The organism is Oscillatoria sp. CS-180 (genome assembly GCF_028330965.1).
In the GTDB taxonomy this organism is placed as follows: Bacteria; Cyanobacteriota; Cyanobacteriia; order Phormidesmidales; family Phormidesmidaceae; genus Halomicronema.
This window is the reverse complement of sequence record NZ_JAQMUB010000071.1, coordinates 57,570-76,416: the sequence shown is the minus strand read 5'-3', so window position 1 is coordinate 76,416 and position 18,847 is coordinate 57,570. Positions and strand designations below refer to the sequence as shown.

Genomic DNA, 18,847 nt, shown 5'->3' with positions numbered 1-18,847 from the left:
GGGCGGTTTCTTTCACGATGCAGGACAAGACCGTAGCGCGATTACATCAAGGTCAATCAAGGAAAGCTAACTTTGAACAGATGGAAGAGTTCGCCTTCTTTCTCCTTTTGAATCTTGACGCCCGCTCCTTTCAACCGTTTTTTCCAGTCTTGAATAGACGTGAGCTCTACTTCCGCGCCCAAGTACATTTCTAAGATGGCCCAGTCTTCGGCTAAAGAAGCCTCTGGATCAATCACATCAAACACAAACGAACCTGTCGGTTTGAGCACCTTTTTGACCGCAGATAGGACAATATCCCAATAGTCCCAATCGTAGTAACAGCTCACTCCTGTGGCGATCGCTAAATCGAACTGGTTAGGCTCATAAACGTCTAACTGGTGGGCTGCTGCTTGCCGCATCCCTTTGTATAACTTCGAGTTGAGCTGCGATCCCCGGGCATTCACCATTTGACAAATAGCCGTGCTCAGATCCTGACCATAAAATCGAGCATCCCATTCGCGCCAAGGATAAAAGAGAAAACTGCCTCCGCAACCAATATCCAAACAAATCTGAGATTTCTTGGGCTTTGCCACCTCCCAGAAAGGAGACGCAATCCGAGACGACAGCCGCCCAGCAATCCAATCTTGGAAAACAGGCAAGGCTTCTACTGCCTCAGGTACTTCGACCGTTTCTCCACGGTATTCGCGGTCATACCGCTGGGCAACAGCGTCCAGACGCTCAGGCAGAGAAGTGGAAACCATAAATTTTAAACCTACACAAACTATTTAGAAGAAGGGTGAACAGTCTTCACCCTTCTTCGACTATCGCTAGAGGGCTTATATAGCCCCCACTAGTACACCACGGCAGAAATATGCTCACCATTAAAAACACTAGGAAAGCTTATCTGCCTTAATTTTGTAGAGCTTTGCTCTTCTCGCAGAGTATTCACAATTTTGAATTCCGCGCAGCGGTACTAGTTCCGTTGGGATGAGACGGCCAGCCATCTGGCAATGGGCTAAGCATCCAAATGCTACTGAGTGCATCAACCTGACTGGCCAAAGCCATATCTAACCCTTCAATGCCCGATTAAAATTCTCTCGATAAGACTTATTTGCAATCAGATAAATCGGCCATAGCAGTGTCAAGCTAATTTTGTTGCTGCTGAAGTTAGTTCGGTGGAACCCTTTCCAAAAGCGCCAAGCGCCCGCGCCGTAGGCGATCGCCAATCCCAGTACTAACAGTGTTTCCATACGTGTCCCCGCATTTAATGCTGAAGGTTTGTATCCATACCCTTTAAAATAGCAGCGGCAAGTTCTCTGCCGCAGGAATCTCTATGGAGAGATTTCCCACCAAAAGTAACCCGAGCCGTCATATCTTAAAGTTACAGAATCCTGAAGTCACAAGATTATCGATTGCCGCCAGCAGTCACTTTACACTCCGATTAAGCGAAGGAGATAGCACTAATTCAGTGATGTGAAAGTTCGGGCTGAAACTGTGGATAGTAGCTGTCTATGCTATTCGGTAGATGTAACCTGAATTCACAAAAATTGATGATGACGACCAAGCACATTGCCTAGTTTCGAGTTTCCAACAGACTTTGCAGCAGATATTTGCATCATTGATGTGAGTGTCACGCTTAATGTTGCATCTCACCTATCAACGACATTCCCTTTTAGTACGAGGAGGATCTAATGCGTGCAGTATTAATGGCCGGAGGTTCTGGGACCCGGTTACGACCGCTTACCTGCGACCTACCTAAGCCTATGGTTCCCATTTTGAACCGTCCTATAGCAGAGCACATCATTAATCTCCTCAAGCGGAATGGGGTGAAGGAAGTTATCGCAACGCTTTACTATCTGCCCGACGTCATGCGGGATTATTTTCAGGACGGTAGTGAATTTGGAGTGCGGATGACCTATGCCGTCGAAGAAGACCAGCCGCTGGGAACAGCAGGGTGCGTCAAAAACATTGATGAACTGCTTGATGACACTTTCATGGTGATCAGTGGTGATGGCGTGACCGATTTTGACTTAACGGAAGCCATTCGGTTTCACAAGGAAAAAGGATCTAAGGCAACTCTAGTCCTGACCCATGTCCCCAATCCGGTTGAATTTGGCGTAGTCATCATTGATGGGGAGAATCGAATTCAGCGTTTCTTAGAGAAACCCTCAACCAGCGAAATCTTTTCAGACACGGTCAATACGGGCACCTACATCCTGGAGCCAGAGGTGCTCGATTACTTGCCAGCTAACCAAGAAACTGATTTTTCTAAAGACTTGTTTCCTCTCCTATTGGAAAAAGGAGAGCCCATATATGGCTATGTGGCTGAAGGTTACTGGTGCGACGTGGGTCACCTCGATGCCTATCGAGAAGCCCAGTATGATGCTCTCGATAGCAGAGTCCACATGACCCTCGGTTATTACAAAGAGGAATCTTCAGGATTGTGGGTAGGTCAAAACACTGAGATTGACCCCACCGCTAGGATCAAACCACCAGTGATGATTGGCAACAACTGCCGCATTGGTGCCAGAGTCAAAATTCGACCGGGCACCATCATCGGCGACAACGTCACGATTGGCAATGACGCTCAGCTAGAACGGGCTATTGTCTGGAACGGCGCCATCATTGGCGAAGAGGCTTATTTGCAGGCCTGTGTGATCTCTCGTGGCACCCGGGTCGATCGCCGTTCTCACGTTTTGGAAGGTGCTGTTATCGGTGCCCTTTCAACCGTTGGGGAAGAAGCTCAAATTAGTCCCAAGGTGCGCGTTTGGCCCAACAAGCAGATTGAGTCGGGAGCAACGCTCAACATCAACCTGATTTGGGGGAACACTGCTCAGCGCAATTTGTTTGGCCAGCGTGGCGTCTCTGGCTTAGCCAACATTGATATCACCCCCGAATTTGCCGTCAAGTTGGGAGCTGCCTATGGCTCAACCCTAAAGCCGGGGTCCCATGTGACTGTTTCACGAGATCAGCGCAGTATTTCCCGCATGGTGTCGCGATCGCTCATTTCAGGCCTAATGTCGGTGGGCATCAACATTCAAAACCTGGAGGCGACGGCAATTCCGCTGGCCCGAGCCATTCTGCCTACTTTGGGTGTAGCAGGCGGTATTCATGTCCGACTTCACCCTGATAGAGCAGGCCATATTCTCATTGAGTTTTTCGACGAGATTGGGATCGATATCCCCAAGGGTAAAGAGAAGAAAATCGAAGGGGCTTACTTCAAAGAAGATCTCCGACGAGCACAAATTCATGAAATTGGCCTAGTCACTTACCCTAGCCGCATTATTGATACGTACAGCACTACTTTCGAGCACCACCTTAACGTCGCAGCCGTTCGCAACAGCAAGTCTAAAGTCGTCATTGACTATGCTTACGCAGTGTCCGGTGCCGTCCTACCGATGCTGTTGGGTAAATTTGGCTGTGATGCCGTTGTTCTGAATGCCAGCCTGAGTCAAACGGCACCCTCCGCAGCTGAGCGAGAAGGCATGCTGGGACAGCTGGGACAGGTTGTTCAGGCACTACAGGCGACCTTCGGCGTACAAGTTTCTGCTAATGGTGAGCAGCTTGTTTTGGTCGATGAAGTCGGGACGCCTATTCGGGGTGAAGTGCTGACTGCGCTGTTGACTCACATGGTGTTGACGGCTAATCCACGGGGTACAGTTGTTGTCCCCGTTCATGCGACGGGTGCGATCGAGCACATCGCTCGACGTCACGATGGTCGAGTCATTCGCACTAAAGTGAATCCGACTGCTTTGATGGCAGCCTGCCAGGAAAACGAAAATGTCGTTTTGGGTGGCAGCAGCGATATGGGCTTTATCTTCCCGCAGATGCATCCTGGCTTCGATGCCATGTTCTGTATCGCTAAGCTGATTGAGATGTTGACCATTCAGGAGCATACCCTGGGTCAAATTTGGTCGGAACTCCCTCGTATCTCCCACCGCTCGCAAACCTTACGGTGTCCATGGACCTCGAAGGGTGCACTCATGCGTCACTTGGTTGAAACTCACTCAGCCGATCAGCTAGAACTGGTGGACGGCGTTAAAATTCTTGACCGAACCGTAGAGGGTTGGATATTGGTTCTGCCCGATGCTGGGGAACCCTTGGTCCACATCTATGCAAACAGCGAAGATCGAGAGTGGGTGGATAGCAAGCTGAATGAGTATCGCCAAAGGGTGATTTCCTTCATTGAGCATGAACAAGGCATCCATCAAACTCCTCAGGAGATAGCATTATGAACCTATGCACGCTAATGGCTGAGATTATCTCAGCGCCGCAACTTCGATACACTCAGGACAATCAGACCGCGATCACAGAAATGACGATCGCGTTCCCTGGTCAACGGGCTGAAGATCCCCCTCAAAAACTGAAGGTGATTGGGTGGGGGAATCTGGCTCAGGAGGTCCAGGAAAAATATAAGACGGGCGATCGTGTTCTGATTGAAGGCCGCTTGACGATCAACACGGTTGATCGCCCTGAGGGCTTCAAAGAGAAGCAGGCAGAGCTAACGGCTCAGCGAATTCACCTTCTCTCTGACCTAGGTACAGTCAACATTCCTCAGCCCGCAGCCTCACCAGAACCCAGCACTCCGGTTGTGGCCGCCGCAGCTGCTCCGAGCTACCCAGCAGCTCAATCCGCACCGCCTCCTAGTCCAGAAGCCGAAGTCGACTACGATGACATCCCCTTCTAGCTGCTCAAGGCTTGATCTGAGTTTTGGGGATCCTTTGTGGAGCCTTGTGTAGAAAGTGACTACTGTACGGGGACGCGATGTATTGCGTCCCCATATTTATGGGTTTCCATTTTGGTGGATCCCCATATTGCTATGGGTTAGCTTGCCCCTTCAATTGCCAAGTGTGGTCCTCAGCCAGGCTCAGCAGCATTTGGTGATAGGCTTCCAAGGATTCATGATGCCCCACACTAAGATAGGTGGTTGGAATGTCCTTCAAACAGCCATACAGCCTATCTTCATTATCTCGATCCAGGGCACTGGTGGCTTCATCCAAAATGGCGTATGCAGGCTGATGCAGCAGAACACGCGCAAAACTGAGACGCTGCTGTTCTCCCAGAGACAGAACATCCCCCCAATCTTCCTCAGCCTCAAAACCGCCGAAACGGTTGGCTAGTTCAGGTAAATTGACATCTTTGAGAACCTGATGCAGTCGTTCGTCCTCAATCACCTTTTCAGAGTGGGGATATAAAAGCTGCTGTCGCAGATTGCCAAGAATCATGTACGGCTTCTGAGGAAGAAACAGCAGATCATCCAACTCAGGCCGCTGGATAAGTCCTTTGCCGCTGTTCCAAAGGCCCGCGATCGCTCTCAATAACGAACTCTTGCCACATCCGCTGGGGCCGACAACAAGCAGTGAACTCTCCCGAGCTAACTCTAGAGAAAGATTTTCGATGAGAACCCGCTGATAATTAGGAGTTTGAAGCGTGAGATGATGCAGCATCAAATGGGGAGCAACTTCTTGAGCGATCATGGGACGACTCTCCACGCTCACAGCAGCAGGCACTGTTTCCTCTGTGCCTGAACTGTCTTCTGAACCATCTCCTGAAACATCTGCTTCTGCTGAGGCCGTTTCCTCCAAGCTCTCTGCATCTTCCTCAACAGACACCTCTTGGGCACTTTCAGACATCGCCTCTGACAATTCGTCCTGGGTTGCGTCATCCGTTTCCTCGATATGACCCAAGGACTCTGCAAAGTCATAGAGGCGATCAATACCGGCTCCAAAGGCTGTTAGGGATTGGAATCGGGCCACAATCACGTTCAGCGAAAAGAAGACTCGGATAAACGCACCCTGAGCCTCGCTGACCTTACCCACCTCCAAATCACCACTAAATACGGCTGGAGCAACTACCAGAGCAGGCAAAACAAAGGGAATAAATTCGTAGGCGTTGGTTAGACCATTAAGTCCCAATTCCCAAATCAGCAGGTGCTTGAAATTCTCGAAGGCCAGAGTAAACCGCTCTTTAACCTGAGTGGCCTCCTGAGATTCTCCCTGGTAGAACGCGATCGCCTCGGCGTTTTCTCGAATCCGGACCAGGCTAAATCGGAAGTTGGCTTCCCGCTTCAGCTGTTCAAAATTTAGTCGTACGAGCGGTTTACCAAACACGCCCACCGTCAGCACGGTACCCACAACGGCATAACCGACTAAAAACAGGACCAGTTCACGGGAAATGCTCCACAATACCCCACTAAAGGCGATCACCTCCAGTACTGAAGACAAAACGACGAGCACCAGCGTTAGCGATTCCTGGGTGAAGCTTTTTACATCTTCAGCAATTCGCTGGTCAGGGTTATCAATTTCGGGGTTGAGCTGATTGATGCGATAGAACGCGCGATCGCCAAAATAGCGATCTACAAATTTTTCGGTCAGCCAGCGTCGCCATTCCAGTCCCAAGCGATCGCGCAAGTAGGTATACCCTGCTAGCAAGGGCGCATAGACGATCAGTACGCCCAGAAAAACAACCACCGTCTGCCAAAAACGGCTCTCGTCCTTGCTGGATAGGGCTGAGATTAATTCTCCACGCTGATTGTTAAGAACAACACTCAGTCCCGTATAGCCCAGCAGCAATACGCCAATGAGGATGAGCCATCCTCTCGCCCGCCATTTTTCCTCACCAAACCAGTAAGCCTTCGCGATCGCCCAAAATCGCTGGAAAACTTTGACATTGAATCGATCCATAAGGGCAGTACTGCCACACACAACTCTTCTATTGTGTCATTTTGTGAAGGGATGAGGCATTCCCCTTCTCAGCCACAATCCGGTAGCCTATGCGAGGAGACAAGAGAGCGTATTATGAGCATTCAGACGCCAGAGTGGGTTAAGCACGCCGTTTTCTATCAAATCTTTCCTGATCGGTTTGCGCGTACTCAACGTCATATTGATCATCCTGAGATGGCAGTTCTTTTTGAACCTTGGGACAGTCCTCCTACCCTGTCGGGCTACAAAGGTGGTGATTTATGGGGGATTGCTGAAAAGCTAGATTATCTGAAAGATTTGGGGATTTCCGCTCTTTATCTGACCCCAATCTTTCAGTCAACGTGTAATCACCGCTACCATACTCATGATTATTATCAAGTGGATCCGCTTTTAGGTGGTAACGAAGCGTTCCAAGACCTATTAGAAGCTGCTTATTCACGGCATATTCGAGTCGTCTTAGATGGGGTGTTTAACCACGCGAGTCGAGGCTTTTTCTATTTCAACGATATTTTAGAAAATGGTCCGCATTCTCCCTGGTTAGAGTGGTTCAAAGTCACCAGTTGGCCCCTGTCAGCTTATGACGGAGCGATGCCTGCCAACTATACTAGCTGGGTCAATAATCGAGCGCTGCCCCAGTTCAATCACGATAATCCTGCTGTCCGTGAGTACATCATGCGCATTGGCGAATATTGGATTCGTCAGGGCATTGATGGCTGGCGGTTGGATGTGCCATTTGAAGTACAAGTGCCAGGATTTTGGCAAGAGTTTCGCGATCGCATCAAAGCCATCAATCCTGAAGCTTACATCGTTGGTGAAATTTGGACACCCGCTCAGCAATGGTTAGACGGCACCCAGTTTGACGCGGTCATGAATTACCCCTTTACTGGCCCCACTATGGCCTTCGCAGCAGGCGATCGCGTTGCCATAGAACATGCCGAAAGCCCAGAGTACTATCCTTATCCGGCCTTAGATGCAGCGGGCTATCGTGCCAAGATGGAAAACTTGCTGTCCTTGTATGATTGGGAAATTCAGCTCGCTCAACTCAATCTGCTTTCCAGCCATGACGTTGCTCGGGCTTTGACCGTAATGGGCGACGACCAAAAGAGTCTGGAGTTAGCCGTGCTGCTTCAAATGACCTTCCCTGGCGCTCCTTGCGTTTACTATGGCGACGAAGTTGGCTTAGATGGTGGACTTGATCCAGATTGTCGAAAGGTTTTTCCCGCAGAAGATCAATGGAACAAGTCTCTGCTAGAGCACCACCAAGCCTTAATCGGTATTCGCAATCAATACGCTGCCTTGCGCATCGGTGACTATCGTCCCTTCATTACCGTTGATCACCTATACGGTTTTCAGCGACAAAAGGCTGACGAGTCGTTGATTGTACTCGTCAATACTGGCGAGAAGGAGATGCATATCGACCTAGCGGACTATGAAGAGTCCGCACAGAGCACCTACCAAGTTCTTTACGGTCCCATAAAGATCACCCAGGCAGAAACCCAGATAGCGATTCCTAGTCGTTCCGGCGGGATTCTGCTTCAGCTTGCTTCTGCTTAGCCGTAGTCAAGCCGTTCGGACGCCGAAACAAAATCGTAAGCAATGTCACCACTGTGAGGGGGATGACAAAAAGCAGCATGACATTGCTAAACAGTCCAAGCTGGTCGTGCCCAACTGCGTCTAATCCTAAATAGGCACTGTAAGCAACGTAGTAGCTGATGAATAGTAGCCCCTCCCAACGAGAGATGCGATTGCCCGTGTAGAAAATAGGAAGACAGGCGATCGCAACGGCCAGCATAACCGGAATATCGAAACTGATGGCAGCGCTAGAGACCGGGACGCTGGTCACTGTTGCTGTCACACCTAAAATCGTCAGAATATTAAAGATATTGCTGCCAACAATGTTGCCGACCGCAATATCTCGCTCCCCTCGATAGCAGGCCACCACAGAAGTGGCTAACTCCGGCAAAGAGGTGCCGATGGCAACAATTGTGAGACCAATAATCAACTGGCTGACTCCCATCGCTTCTGCGACCTCGGTAGCGCCAAACACCAGCAGGTTGGCACCAATGACTAGCATCACTAGCCCGACTACTAAAATCGAGACATTTTGAAAAGCGTCTTTCCAGCCTCGTTGAGAGGTGCCAGCATACTCCCTTTCATATTCGGCTTGAACTTCTTCATCGACCTCTCTGCGGCTTTGAATGACTAAGAAGCCTGTGTACACAATGCTGCCTATCAGAAGAATAGAGCCATCCAAACGCCCCAATTCGCCATCAACGGCAAACATTAGCATCAGCCCCGTCACGCCAATCATGATAGGGACATCGAGTCGGATTAACTGCTGAGCCACCGTTAAAGGCACGATCAGAGAGGCAATACCCAGCGTCATCAAAATGTTGAAAATATTGCTGCCAATCACATTGCCCAAAGCAATTTCAGCCTGTCCTAGAAGGCTAGCTCGTAGGCTGACAGCCAACTCAGGCGCACTGGTGCCATAACTCACTACAGTCAAACCAATGACCAAGGGGGATAGGCCAATAACAGCCGCCAGTTTGGCTGCACCTCTGACAAAACCTTCTGCGCCAGCGACAAGCAGCACAAAGCCCAGCAACAACGATAGTAAAACAGGAAAACTCATAGCAATGTCACGTAGAGCTTTTTTTGGTGTGAACAGACGACGCAGTGAATCTGTTGCGGTAGCTTACAAGAAGCCAATCATGCCCATTACGCAATTGCTTGCCTAAGAAGGAGGATGTTAGCCATTGCCAAATGATCCTTGTGTCAACATTGCCCCACTTGTGTAGGAGCATGATATTCAAATTAGGCAGCTGTAGGTCTGGAATCATTCGGTTCTTCAGTAATCCCTGACTACCATGCTATGTCAAATTCTGCATTCAACGTGAACCTTAGAACACATCCCAATCAATCGGCAGCACTCTTTGTATTTCAGATCCTCGTTTTGCGAACAGCTATCGCCCATTCTGTAAACTGTATATCTGCACAGCTAAAGACCATTCTCCTGCCCTATGTCTCTTGCGCCTTGGCGATCGCCTTTAGCCCGCGCCCTACATCGTAACCGTAGTCGTCCGTACAGTCGTTATCCCCAATTCGCAACCGTTCGGCCTGACGGTCGTCCAGCGAATCGGACGATCGTTTTTCGGGATTTTGAAGCAGAAACCAATCGCCTCATGTTTATTAGTGATCGCCGCAGCGACAAACTAGAGCACCTAAAGATAAATCCCTACGCTGAGCTTTGCTGGTATTTCACCCAGACTCGTGAGCAGTTTAGGTTGGGGGGCAAGGTAGCCATTTTAGAGACCGTTGGCAAAGAAGCGGAGTCTGATCAGATGCGGCAGAAAGTCTGGGAAAAAATATCTGACAAAGCTAGACAGCAGTTTGCTTGGCCCCACCCTGGTAAGCCTAGAGTATCTGAAGGATATGAATCGGTCGAACTGGATGAACAGACGCCTCTAGATACCTTTATTGTCCTCATGCTTGATCCAGATATCGTTGACCATCTCGAACTGAGGGGTGAGCCGCAAAATCGCTATCAATACCAGCGCCAATCGGATGGTTCTTGGAAAAGTTTAGAAGTGAATCCGTAATTAGCAAGGCTATAGGTAGGGTGCATACCCAATTTGACTGGAGACAGTTTGGAGAAGTCTCCAGATTGGTTCAGGGTATTGCAGAGTCTAATAATTGCTAGTCGCAAAACAAAATACCTAATATGATATGTGGACACAATGATTCGGAGTATTTGCCAGGATGGGAATTAGTCCTGCCGTTGCATTTACGACTATTTTGCTGGCTCTAATGATAGGAGCGGGCGTTGTTAGCTCCTCTTGGGGATACGCGCTTGGGCGCCAAGCTCTCACCGGGGTGCGCCAGCCTGACACACGACCAGCCAGTAGCGCTGCATCTGATCAGGCATCTCCAGCGACTAGCAGTGGTCCGATGCTCCGCGATGAACAAGAGATCATTCAAGACGTCAAGCTTAGAATGTCAGGAACCCCGGCTGAGAGCGGCCAATAGCATTTAATCCACTGTCTGGAAACGCAAAGTGGCGTTGTGATTACGCTTTGAGACACTCTCAAGTTTTCCCTAATCCAGAACGGTAAAGGCGATTGGTCTGAATTACGATGACTGCCGACAACCAATAACTCTTTTGCAACGCCCGTTGTCTGTTTGAGAATAATCTTGATTGGGTTATTTGTTATCTAACACTTCTTTACATTCAAAATGCTTGCTCAGACAGACGTACCGCTGGACGTTGCTTCGTCAGGCTTGACTGGCGCTGCTATCGTGGTGAGGGTATTGTCAGTTCTGGCCCTGATTGGGATCAATGCTTTTTTTGTGGCCGCTGAATTCTCGATTGTGTCCGTTAGGCGATCGCGCATCAATCAGCTAGCCGAAGCAGGTGACATTCAAGCTAGAACCGTACAAAGCTTCCAACGTAGTCTGGACCGTCTCTTATCAACAACTCAAATTGGCATTACCCTTTCTAGCCTAGCCTTGGGATGGATTGGGGAATCGACCATTGCCGCAGTGCTGTTGCAGTTGTTTCGTCAGGTATCTTTCACGGTTCCGATGGTCGGTACGATTGCTCATTCTATAGCGATACCGCTTGCCTTTATCGCGATCGCCTATCTCCAAATCGTCCTCGGAGAACTCAGTCCCAAAGCTGTGGCAATGCTATACCCCGAGCAGTTAGCTCGTCTGTTGGGACCTCCGAGTCTAACGATTGCCAAACTCTTTATGCCCTTTGTCTGGGTGCTCAATCAATCCACCCGCTGGCTATTACGGGTATTTGGCATTCAATACACCGGTAGCCAAAGCTGGTACAGCCGCGTCACCCCCGAAGAATTGCAGCTGATTATCCGCACCTCAACAGAATCCCCTGGCCTGGACGAAGAAGAGCGAGAACTCCTCAATAACGTCTTCGAGTTCCGCGATGTTACTGCTGGAGAAGTGATGATCCCTCGAACTCAGATCACAGCTCTTGCCAAAACATGCACCCTGCAGGAAGTCCTTGACACGATTGCGGAAACCGGATATTCGCAGTTTCCTGTCGTTGGTGAATCTTTAGACGATGTTTCCGGTATTCTGTCGCTCAAAGATTTGATTGGGCCCTTGGCCAGGCACGAAGCGATGCCAGGAAGCTTCATTGAAAGTTGGGTGCGCCCGGCCCGTTTTGTCCCTGAATATACTCAACTACACGATTTGCTACAGATTATGCAAAAGTCTGGCAAATCCATGGTGATGGTCGTAGACGAATTCGGCGGCACAGCAGGGCTGTTAACCCTGACAGACGTAACTGGAGAGATTATCGGGGACAGTCACGAGCTTGAGGAAGATGTCGAGGTTCTGGTGAGTATGCTGGATGACCAGTCCTACCGTGTTAAAGCTCAGACCTATATTGAAGAAGTCAATGAACTTTTGGGTGTAGAGCTACCTGCCGAGGAAGATTATCAGACTCTCGCAGGATTCCTTATCCATCAGCTACAGAAGATCCCGAATACAGGCGATCGGGTTTATTACAGCGGGTATGAATGGACTGTAACTAATGTTGATGGCCCCAAAGTCTTGGAAGTCAAGGCAAAAAAGGTATAGCTGTTAGTTTTTCTTTTGTGGGCCTCAAGGTTATCACAGAGCCTTAGTGCACTGAAAGCTACAGAGGTCTTTCACGTTAATACGGACTGGACAACCGATAAGAAAATCTGAATTACAGAAGTATGTACAAGTCGTGACAACCAGATGACTTTCGGTTACGATTCTATTGTGTGAGGAGCGAACCAGTCAGAGCACCGAGACGAAACACGGCCAGTCGTCGGTGCTCTTTCTGATTTTAAAGAGATTTTTATTTGCCCCCCAAGCTTCAAGCCTCATCAGAAAGCAGCAATAGCCGCTTCAACCCTCCTGCGATGGAGGCTTTGCTGCACATCTTGAACAGTTGGTAACAACAACGCCAAGTTTGTTTCAATCCAAAATAAATTGCTCGATCGCGCTAACAACGCCATCCTCCTCAACACTAGGAGCAACCCAATCTGCGATCGCCTTCACACCATCGGGGGCATCTCCCATCGCGACTCCTACGCCGGCATAGCGAATCATTTCAAAATCGTTGAAATTATCACCGACGGTCATCACTTGGTCAGCGTTTAGATTCAAGAGATCTTCCGTTAAATATTGAACCGCTGAGCCTTTGTTTGAGAGAGGATGAGTCGCCTCGAAAAAAGTCGCGACGGATTGCGTCAGATACAACTCTTCTGGCAAGTAGAGTTGCTTGAACTGGGCCAGTAAATCGGTAATGACAGTCGGATCTGGGCTTAAAGCCAATAGCTTAGTCGTTTCAATGCTCTCCTCCGTTTGAAGATACGTTGCCAGGTCGCCGACGGCTATAGGTTCAATTCCCGATCGCGCTGCATACTCCTTGGTATCCGTTAAGATTTGTCGGACGTGAAGCTGATCGTTGATATAGAGATGAATGGAGAGCTTGTCCTCAGCCTCCAAAGTAGCGAGTTCTGCCAGCAGACCCAACGTATGTTGGCGGGATAGAGGTGTATGGCGGTAAACCTTACCTGCAATGGGGTCCTTAATCAGCGCTCCCTGATAAGACATGAGCGGTAAGGGTGATCGTACAGCTTGATGAAAACGAAGGGCAGAGCGATACATGCGGCCCGTCGCGATCGCGACCTGCACGCCTTTAGCCTGCACCTCAGCGATCGCGTCTCTAACGCCATCCGTCACCTCATTGGAGCGGCCCGCGATCGTACCGTCAATATCGAGCACCAGTAATCGAATATTTGTCATGCGGCTGGAGGATAAATGATCCACATAGAGCCTGCCCCACAACTGCCCCAAAACACAAGGGGCCTGTCTAAGCCCAAGAGCTACTAAGCACCCGAATGCCATTCGGTACACAAGCCTAGATGGCTAAAGCTATAACTATGTTTGAAGCCGCCGCTAGGAAGCCTCATCAGCCTAGGAATCCAGCCATCATAATCAAAAACATTGCAGCAGAAAACACCCCTGTCGCAGCAGAAAACGCCAGACGTTGAGTGGGGATACTTTTGTGGACAGCCAGAGCGATCAGCGCGACAACGCTCGACAAAAACAATTTGGAAATAAACGGTTGAGCCGGTAAAAGCAGACAGAGACAAAGCAGGACAAGGTTGGAGGCGATCGCCCATAAAATGATCTCTAAACGCCGCCAATAGATCTGCTGAAAAATAGCCTCTGTATAGTCGAAAGGAAGCGTACTGGACGCTTGCTGACACCGTAGAACATCTCGGAACAAATACCATGCGGCTGAGGTGGCGATCGAGCTAAGCGGCATCCATTTGACCAAGTCTCTTTCTACAACGCTGCCTGCTGGCGGCCATACTGAAACGATTAGAGCATACAGCAAAAGGCCAGCTCCGACGGTGGTCAGCAGCAGCATGACGTCGCAGGCAAGGGTGAGAACAACAGAAAACGGACGTTTCGAAATAGGCTGCTGAGTTTCTATCCAATCCGATTTTTCTGAAATTCTAGGGAGAGCAGAATGAGGACGATGCAAAATAGCACGCATAGAAAAGGCGTCTCCAGACCAGAACATGGTTTATAGCGGTGTGCAAGAGAAACAAGTACACCCTGTTTCCTACTCCGTGTTCCCTGTTCCCTCTGAACTGTACTTAAGCAACAGGAGTAAGGTCATAGAAGATACACATCCCAATTTCAACCCTTTCATCAGTTTTCAGTAGCCTATCCGGAAATTCACCTAGGACTTACAAACCACGTCTACATAGGTCCCCTTGCATCCCCTAAAATTTAGGGGACATTGAAGCCGGCTTCCCCATATGTGAGGATTAAGAGTCGAAGCCGGATTCAACTGCGTAAGTTCTGTCTATATCAACTCTAAGCAGTATTCAGTAATCAAACGGAGCGTTGACGCCAAGTTTTACTAAAGCTTTGTAGTTGCAACCGAATATAGCCTTAACCATATAGGCTTATGCACCCAACAGCATCTGAGTCTTAGCCCATAACCCAATAGCTTGCTGTCTTGTTAACAGAACTGGCGACGGCTATACCTGTCATTGCTTGCCTATCATCGCTCGTGACATAAACAGGTTAATTCCCCAGATGAACTTCATCCTGGGGCAGGGGCTCATACATGCCTGCAGGCGTTTCCCAGTATCTCTACTGCGGCACGGCGGCATCATTCGTTTCAGCAGGAATCTGAGCAGGCGTAGCGGCTGTAGGAACTGTACTCGTCAAAGACGCTAAAGCGATCGCTGCCTCCGCCTGTTTTTCTAGGGTTTCAGCACTGGATAGTAGATCCTGGAGACCATAGATTAAATCGCGAAGACTATCTCGCACCGCAGGGTCGCCCGTCACTTCATCAACATCTGAAAGGACCTTTTGAGCACTTTGAAAAACATCTCGGGCAGATTCTAGCGTTTGCTGAATCAGCAAGACATTCTCAGATTGGTTCAGCGATCCTGTCAGCGTCTGCACATCAACAGAGGCATCTCGAAAGTTAGCAGACGCTTCAGCTGCATTCGCCGACAGAATTCTTAAGTTGTCTATAAATTCACCGTCTTCTAGCTCGAAGCTAACGGTCTCTGCCAGGTTGGCAAGGCGATTGCTAGCGCGGTTGATGTTGTTAAGGGTTGTCGTCAAGCTAAATCGATTCACTTCCAGTAGGTTGCGGACGTCAGACGCTGTTAGCTGAATCTCTTGAGCCGCACTTGCTGCACTATTAGTCGCCTGCTGAAGTGAGTCACTGACAGGCTTAACCTCATCCTGAGCTGCTAACGTCAACTGAGTCAATTCATCTGTCAACTGAGTTGCTTGGTCTGTCAAAACTACGGCGTTATTGAGCGTCCCCTTTAAATCATCAATCAAAGCGGGATCGGCAAAAGTATTTGCCAAAGTTTCAGCAGACCGGAGTAAAGATTCGTAACTGACACCTGTAACGCCATCCAGGCGATCGCCATCACAGATAATGGCACCCGATTCGCAGTCGGGCCCAGTAGGACTCACCGCTTGTTCAGCCTCTGGCAGCTCAACCATAGGCGTGATATCAACGGTTGTTTCACCAATAAAGCCAGATTGATTAGCTGCAATCCGAATCCCTTCCTCAGGAATTCTAAGGTCTGCTTGCGTGATCTCTGTCACAACTTCAACTTGATTGCTGCTGGGACGGATCTCCACAACCCGACCAACCGGAACACCCCGATATCTGACGGATGTGCCAAGCTGCATGCCCGTTGTGTCTTGAAAGATGACGGTCATTCGGTAGGCCCGATTACCTGGATTTAGCCCCCGTAGCCAAATCACCAAACCTCCGAAAAGAATGACACCAACCAAAATTAGCAGTCCTACAGATCCTTCTCGAATTCCCCGTGCCCGCATTTTAATATCCCCATCACCACACAGTCAGAAAAGGCTCATCCGAGATAAACCGGTTCAATATCGGTGAGCACTAACCCTACGAACTGCAAGAAACTCATAACGTTCTCGATTGAGCGGTACTGATAGCTTACTCAATAGCGAGAATAGACCCAACTTTTAGATAGATGCACTAGCGCATCCGTTAATGGACTAGCTGAATTGGCCCCTCAACATTGCCGCTGAAAAACTGACGAACGAACGGGTTGTCAGTGTTATCAATGTCTGCGATCGCTCCACTCCACTGAATTTTACCCTGGTGCAAGAATATCACCCGATCTGCTGTTCGGCGGATTGTGCTGTCTTGATGGGTCACAATAATGTACGAGCTACACCCACGGCTTTTCTGAATATCCCGAATCAGATCTTCAATCACCGTAGAGGCAATAGGATCCAAACCAGCCGTCGGTTCATCGTAAAGCAGCAAAGCAGGGCGATCTGTCGGATTCTGAGGGTTAGACACAATAGCTCTAGCAAAACTGACCCGCTTCCGCATACCGCCCGAAAGCTCAGCTGGGTAGCGATCGCCAATCCCCGGCAAGCCCACCATCTCCAAAACATCGTCCACCAGCGTATGAATTTCACGATTGGACAAATTGGAGTGCTGATAGAGCAAAAAACCGACGTTCTCTTCTACCGTCAAAGAGTCAAACAGCGCAGCCTGCTGAAAAACCATCCCAATGCCCACAGGGTCCTGAGAGTCTTCGATGAGTCCTATCCGTCGCTGTCCTGAAATATAAATGTCACCCGCATCTGCTGACAGCAGCCCGGCAATAATTCTCAGGATTGTTGATTTTCCGGTTCCCGATGGACCAATGATCGCGATCGCCTCGCCCCGGTACATCTCAAGGTCGAGACCATCTAGCACACGATTTGATCCAAACGTTTTGCTGATATTCCGTAAGTCAACCAGCGGTTCATCTGAGCCACAGTCCGGAGATAAATCATTTGAATCGGTGTTGAATAAGGTGTCTGCCATAGAGCTAATGGGATGGTTAATGACTGCTTAGAAGTCAGTTTCGAACTGGCTGCAAGAACTCAGATTGGAATCAGGCGCGATCGCAAACAACAATAGGTTATTTAGGATGTCCCCTAATAGATTAGCTTTAGCCAAGGCTTAATGATGAAAAGGGGTTTTTAGAGAGGACAGGTTGAGAACTGACCGTGATTATGGCTACACCCACCCCCTTTAATGCTAGAGATTAACAGGCTGAAAAAGGAATCCTCAGTCATGGGTTAAGTTCGAAGTGACTTAGCCAATGACCCAAGCTTTGAGATATGATTCGTCGCAGCTTCGCCCGGTTCGTCCTCGCCATGCTTTGAGTCCTCATAGAGCCGCTGTTTAAGAAATGTTCTTCAACGCCTTGAACAAAACGTTCTCTCAGTTTCTGCGCCGTTTACGTCGCGAAACACTCTGGTTGGCACCCCGGTCTCCTCGCTCAGTTTCCCAATTTGTAAAGTGGTTAGTACCAGGACTCCTGGTAAAACGGTGGCTACTCCTCAGTGTTAGTGGTGTCTTGCTGGTCGGCTTGGGAGTCTTAATTTCTCTACGACTCACGCCCATTTTTCGCACCGTACAGTTCTTGGGATCTGCCCTACGATTTGTCACAACGCTGATTCCCAATTATGTCAGCGGGCCTCTAGCCATTCTGTTCGGACTGCTCTTCATTCTATGGGGACAGACGCGAACCCTCGGAGCCATTACTGAAGTATTGCTTCCCGGCAATGAGGCAGAACTCGTCGACGTGCTCATGCAGGAGCGACGTCTCTCACGAGGACCCAAGGTTGTTGTGCTCGGAGGAGGGACTGGACTTTCAAATTTGCTACGGGGGCTGAAGCAATACAGCTACAACATCACTGCTATTGTGACAGTGGCCGACGATGGTGGATCTTCTGGACGACTACGGCGGGAGATTGGTGTCCTTCCCCCAGGGGATATTCGTAATTGTCTAGCAGCCCTAGCAGACGAAGAGAAGTTGCTGACTGAACTTTTTCAATATCGCTTTAAGGCAGGAGCAGGTTTAGTGGGCCATAGCTTTGGCAATTTGTTTCTGACCGCAATGAACGATATCACAGGGGATTTGGAACAGGCGATCGCAGCCAGCTCCAAAGTACTGGCAATTAGGGGTCAGGTTTTACCCGCAACCCTAAGTGATGTCAGGCTTTGGGCTGAGCTAAGCGACGGTCGCCGTATTGAAGGAGAATCTAAAATTCCTGAAGCAGCGGGCAGTATCGTCAATATCGGATGTACGCCTAGCAATCCCCCAGCGCTGCCTAGAGCAATCAAGGCTATTCAAGAAGCGGACTTCATTGTCTTTGGACCAGGGAGTCTATACACCAGCATCGTTCCTAATTTGCTAGTCCCCGAGATTGTAGAGGCGATCGCCCAGCGTAAAGTTCCTCGTATCTATGTCTGCAATGTGATGACCGAACCTGGCGAAACCCAGGGATATGCAGTGTCCGACCACATTCGTGCGATCGACCGAGTGTGCGGCAGACCTTTGTTCGACGCGGTGCTAGTACAGCGCCGTTCTCCATCAGAAGTGGCTCAGCAGCGCTATGCCAAAGTTGGCGCCGAATCAGTCTATCTAGACCGGGATGCCGTTCTTATCTCCGGACGTCGGATTATCCTTGCTAATGTCATGGAAGAGTCATCCCATGGCTCCGTACGTCATCATCCCCAGCGACTAGCCCGAGTGCTGATGCGTTGGTATTCCCGCACTCAAGGTCTTTGGTAG

Annotated in this window: 15 protein-coding genes; 7 read left to right on the top strand and 8 right to left on the bottom strand. The window is 49.4% G+C overall.

Going from position 1 to position 18,847, the window contains the following annotated elements; translation table 11 throughout:
- Positions 1 to 56 precede the first annotated feature (56 nt).
- Together PN498_RS17415 and PN498_RS17410 are read right to left on the bottom strand one after the other, a co-directional pair.
- Positions 57 to 740, bottom strand: coding sequence for a class I SAM-dependent methyltransferase (locus PN498_RS17415; protein ID WP_272064316.1), 684 nt, complete (start codon positions 738 to 740; stop codon positions 57 to 59).
- A 306-nt stretch (positions 741 to 1,046) separates the two neighbouring features.
- Positions 1,047 to 1,229: a hypothetical protein gene (locus PN498_RS17410; RefSeq protein WP_272064315.1), complete on the bottom strand. Its 183-nt coding sequence runs from the start codon at positions 1,227 to 1,229 to the stop codon at positions 1,047 to 1,049.
- 441 nt (positions 1,230 to 1,670) lie between these two features.
- Between PN498_RS17410 and PN498_RS17405 the strand changes: the two genes are divergently transcribed.
- Together PN498_RS17405 and PN498_RS17400 are read left to right on the top strand one after the other, a co-directional pair.
- On the top strand, positions 1,671 to 4,214 hold the full coding sequence (locus PN498_RS17405; RefSeq protein ID WP_272064314.1) for a mannose-1-phosphate guanyltransferase: 2,544 nt from the start codon (positions 1,671 to 1,673) through the stop codon (positions 4,212 to 4,214).
- The gene (locus PN498_RS17400; RefSeq protein WP_272064313.1) at positions 4,211 to 4,666 is read left to right on the top strand and encodes a single-stranded DNA-binding protein; all 456 of its coding nucleotides are present in this window, start codon (positions 4,211 to 4,213) and stop codon (positions 4,664 to 4,666) included. The genes PN498_RS17405 and PN498_RS17400 overlap by 4 nt, the downstream gene beginning before the upstream one ends.
- 130 nt (positions 4,667 to 4,796) lie before the next feature.
- Here PN498_RS17400 and PN498_RS17395 read toward each other — a convergent pair whose 3' ends face one another.
- On the bottom strand, positions 4,797 to 6,662 hold the full coding sequence (locus PN498_RS17395) for an ABC transporter ATP-binding protein/permease (protein WP_272064311.1): 1,866 nt from the start codon (positions 6,660 to 6,662) through the stop codon (positions 4,797 to 4,799).
- Between the two features lie 114 nt (positions 6,663 to 6,776).
- Between PN498_RS17395 and PN498_RS17390 the strand changes: the two genes are divergently transcribed.
- A complete protein-coding gene (locus PN498_RS17390; protein ID WP_272064309.1) occupies positions 6,777 to 8,234 on the top strand; it encodes a glycoside hydrolase family 13 protein in 1,458 nt (485 codons plus the stop codon).
- On the opposite strand, the gene PN498_RS17385 is transcribed toward PN498_RS17390, so the two are convergent.
- Complete coding sequence (locus PN498_RS17385) at positions 8,191 to 9,315, bottom strand: calcium/sodium antiporter (RefSeq protein ID WP_272064307.1); 1,125 nt, start codon at positions 9,313 to 9,315, stop codon at positions 8,191 to 8,193. The genes PN498_RS17390 and PN498_RS17385 overlap by 44 nt on opposite strands.
- Positions 9,316 to 9,703: 388 nt before the next feature.
- On the opposite strand from PN498_RS17385, the gene PN498_RS17380 reads away from it, so the two are divergent.
- The 3 genes from PN498_RS17380 to PN498_RS17370 all read left to right on the top strand — a co-directional run bounded on the left by PN498_RS17380 (position 9,704) and on the right by PN498_RS17370 (position 12,287).
- A complete protein-coding gene (locus tag PN498_RS17380) occupies positions 9,704 to 10,282 on the top strand; it encodes an Npun_F5749 family FMN-dependent PPOX-type flavoprotein (protein ID WP_272064305.1) in 579 nt (192 codons plus the stop codon).
- 160 nt (positions 10,283 to 10,442) lie between these two features.
- Positions 10,443 to 10,709: a hypothetical protein gene (locus tag PN498_RS17375; protein WP_272064303.1), complete on the top strand. Its 267-nt coding sequence runs from the start codon at positions 10,443 to 10,445 to the stop codon at positions 10,707 to 10,709.
- Between the two features lie 207 nt (positions 10,710 to 10,916).
- Entirely contained in the window at positions 10,917 to 12,287 is a 1,371-nt protein-coding gene (locus PN498_RS17370; protein ID WP_272064301.1) for a hemolysin family protein, read from the top strand.
- A 366-nt stretch (positions 12,288 to 12,653) separates the two neighbouring features.
- On the opposite strand, the gene PN498_RS17365 is transcribed toward PN498_RS17370, so the two are convergent.
- The 4 genes from PN498_RS17365 to PN498_RS17350 form a co-directional block, all read right to left on the bottom strand.
- Positions 12,654 to 13,487, bottom strand: a complete 834-nt coding sequence (locus tag PN498_RS17365; RefSeq protein WP_272064299.1) for a Cof-type HAD-IIB family hydrolase — start codon at positions 13,485 to 13,487, stop codon at positions 12,654 to 12,656.
- A 166-nt stretch (positions 13,488 to 13,653) separates the two neighbouring features.
- Positions 13,654 to 14,247: a hypothetical protein gene (locus PN498_RS17360; protein ID WP_272064297.1), complete on the bottom strand. Its 594-nt coding sequence runs from the start codon at positions 14,245 to 14,247 to the stop codon at positions 13,654 to 13,656.
- A gap of 608 nt (positions 14,248 to 14,855) precedes the next feature.
- Positions 14,856 to 16,073: an MlaD family protein gene (locus PN498_RS17355; RefSeq protein ID WP_272064292.1), complete on the bottom strand. Its 1,218-nt coding sequence runs from the start codon at positions 16,071 to 16,073 to the stop codon at positions 14,856 to 14,858.
- 181 nt (positions 16,074 to 16,254) lie between these two features.
- Positions 16,255 to 17,088, bottom strand: coding sequence for an ABC transporter ATP-binding protein (locus tag PN498_RS17350; RefSeq protein WP_272064290.1), 834 nt, complete (start codon positions 17,086 to 17,088; stop codon positions 16,255 to 16,257).
- Positions 17,089 to 17,458: 370 nt separating this feature from the next.
- On the opposite strand from PN498_RS17350, the gene PN498_RS17345 reads away from it, so the two are divergent.
- Positions 17,459 to 18,847, top strand: a complete 1,389-nt coding sequence (locus tag PN498_RS17345; protein ID WP_442951429.1) for a gluconeogenesis factor YvcK family protein — start codon at positions 17,459 to 17,461, stop codon at positions 18,845 to 18,847.

Coding starts and splice junctions, on each gene's coding strand:
- PN498_RS17415 (WP_272064316.1), bottom strand. CDS start 740: ATGGTTTCCACTTCTCTGCCTGAGCGTCTGGACGCTGTTGCCCAGCGG.
- PN498_RS17410 (WP_272064315.1), bottom strand. CDS start 1,229: ATGGAAACACTGTTAGTACTGGGATTGGCGATCGCCTACGGCGCGGGC.
- PN498_RS17405 (WP_272064314.1), top strand. CDS start 1,671: ATGCGTGCAGTATTAATGGCCGGAGGTTCTGGGACCCGGTTACGACCG.
- PN498_RS17400 (WP_272064313.1), top strand. CDS start 4,211: ATGAACCTATGCACGCTAATGGCTGAGATTATCTCAGCGCCGCAACTT.
- PN498_RS17395 (WP_272064311.1), bottom strand. CDS start 6,662: ATGGATCGATTCAATGTCAAAGTTTTCCAGCGATTTTGGGCGATCGCG.
- PN498_RS17390 (WP_272064309.1), top strand. CDS start 6,777: ATGAGCATTCAGACGCCAGAGTGGGTTAAGCACGCCGTTTTCTATCAA.
- PN498_RS17385 (WP_272064307.1), bottom strand. CDS start 9,315: ATGAGTTTTCCTGTTTTACTATCGTTGTTGCTGGGCTTTGTGCTGCTT.
- PN498_RS17380 (WP_272064305.1), top strand. CDS start 9,704: ATGTCTCTTGCGCCTTGGCGATCGCCTTTAGCCCGCGCCCTACATCGT.
- PN498_RS17375 (WP_272064303.1), top strand. CDS start 10,443: ATGGGAATTAGTCCTGCCGTTGCATTTACGACTATTTTGCTGGCTCTA.
- PN498_RS17370 (WP_272064301.1), top strand. CDS start 10,917: ATGCTTGCTCAGACAGACGTACCGCTGGACGTTGCTTCGTCAGGCTTG.
- PN498_RS17365 (WP_272064299.1), bottom strand. CDS start 13,487: ATGACAAATATTCGATTACTGGTGCTCGATATTGACGGTACGATCGCG.
- PN498_RS17360 (WP_272064297.1), bottom strand. CDS start 14,247: ATGCGTGCTATTTTGCATCGTCCTCATTCTGCTCTCCCTAGAATTTCA.
- PN498_RS17355 (WP_272064292.1), bottom strand. CDS start 16,073: ATGCGGGCACGGGGAATTCGAGAAGGATCTGTAGGACTGCTAATTTTG.
- PN498_RS17350 (WP_272064290.1), bottom strand. CDS start 17,088: ATGGCAGACACCTTATTCAACACCGATTCAAATGATTTATCTCCGGAC.
- PN498_RS17345 (WP_442951429.1), top strand. CDS start 17,459: ATGTTCTTCAACGCCTTGAACAAAACGTTCTCTCAGTTTCTGCGCCGT.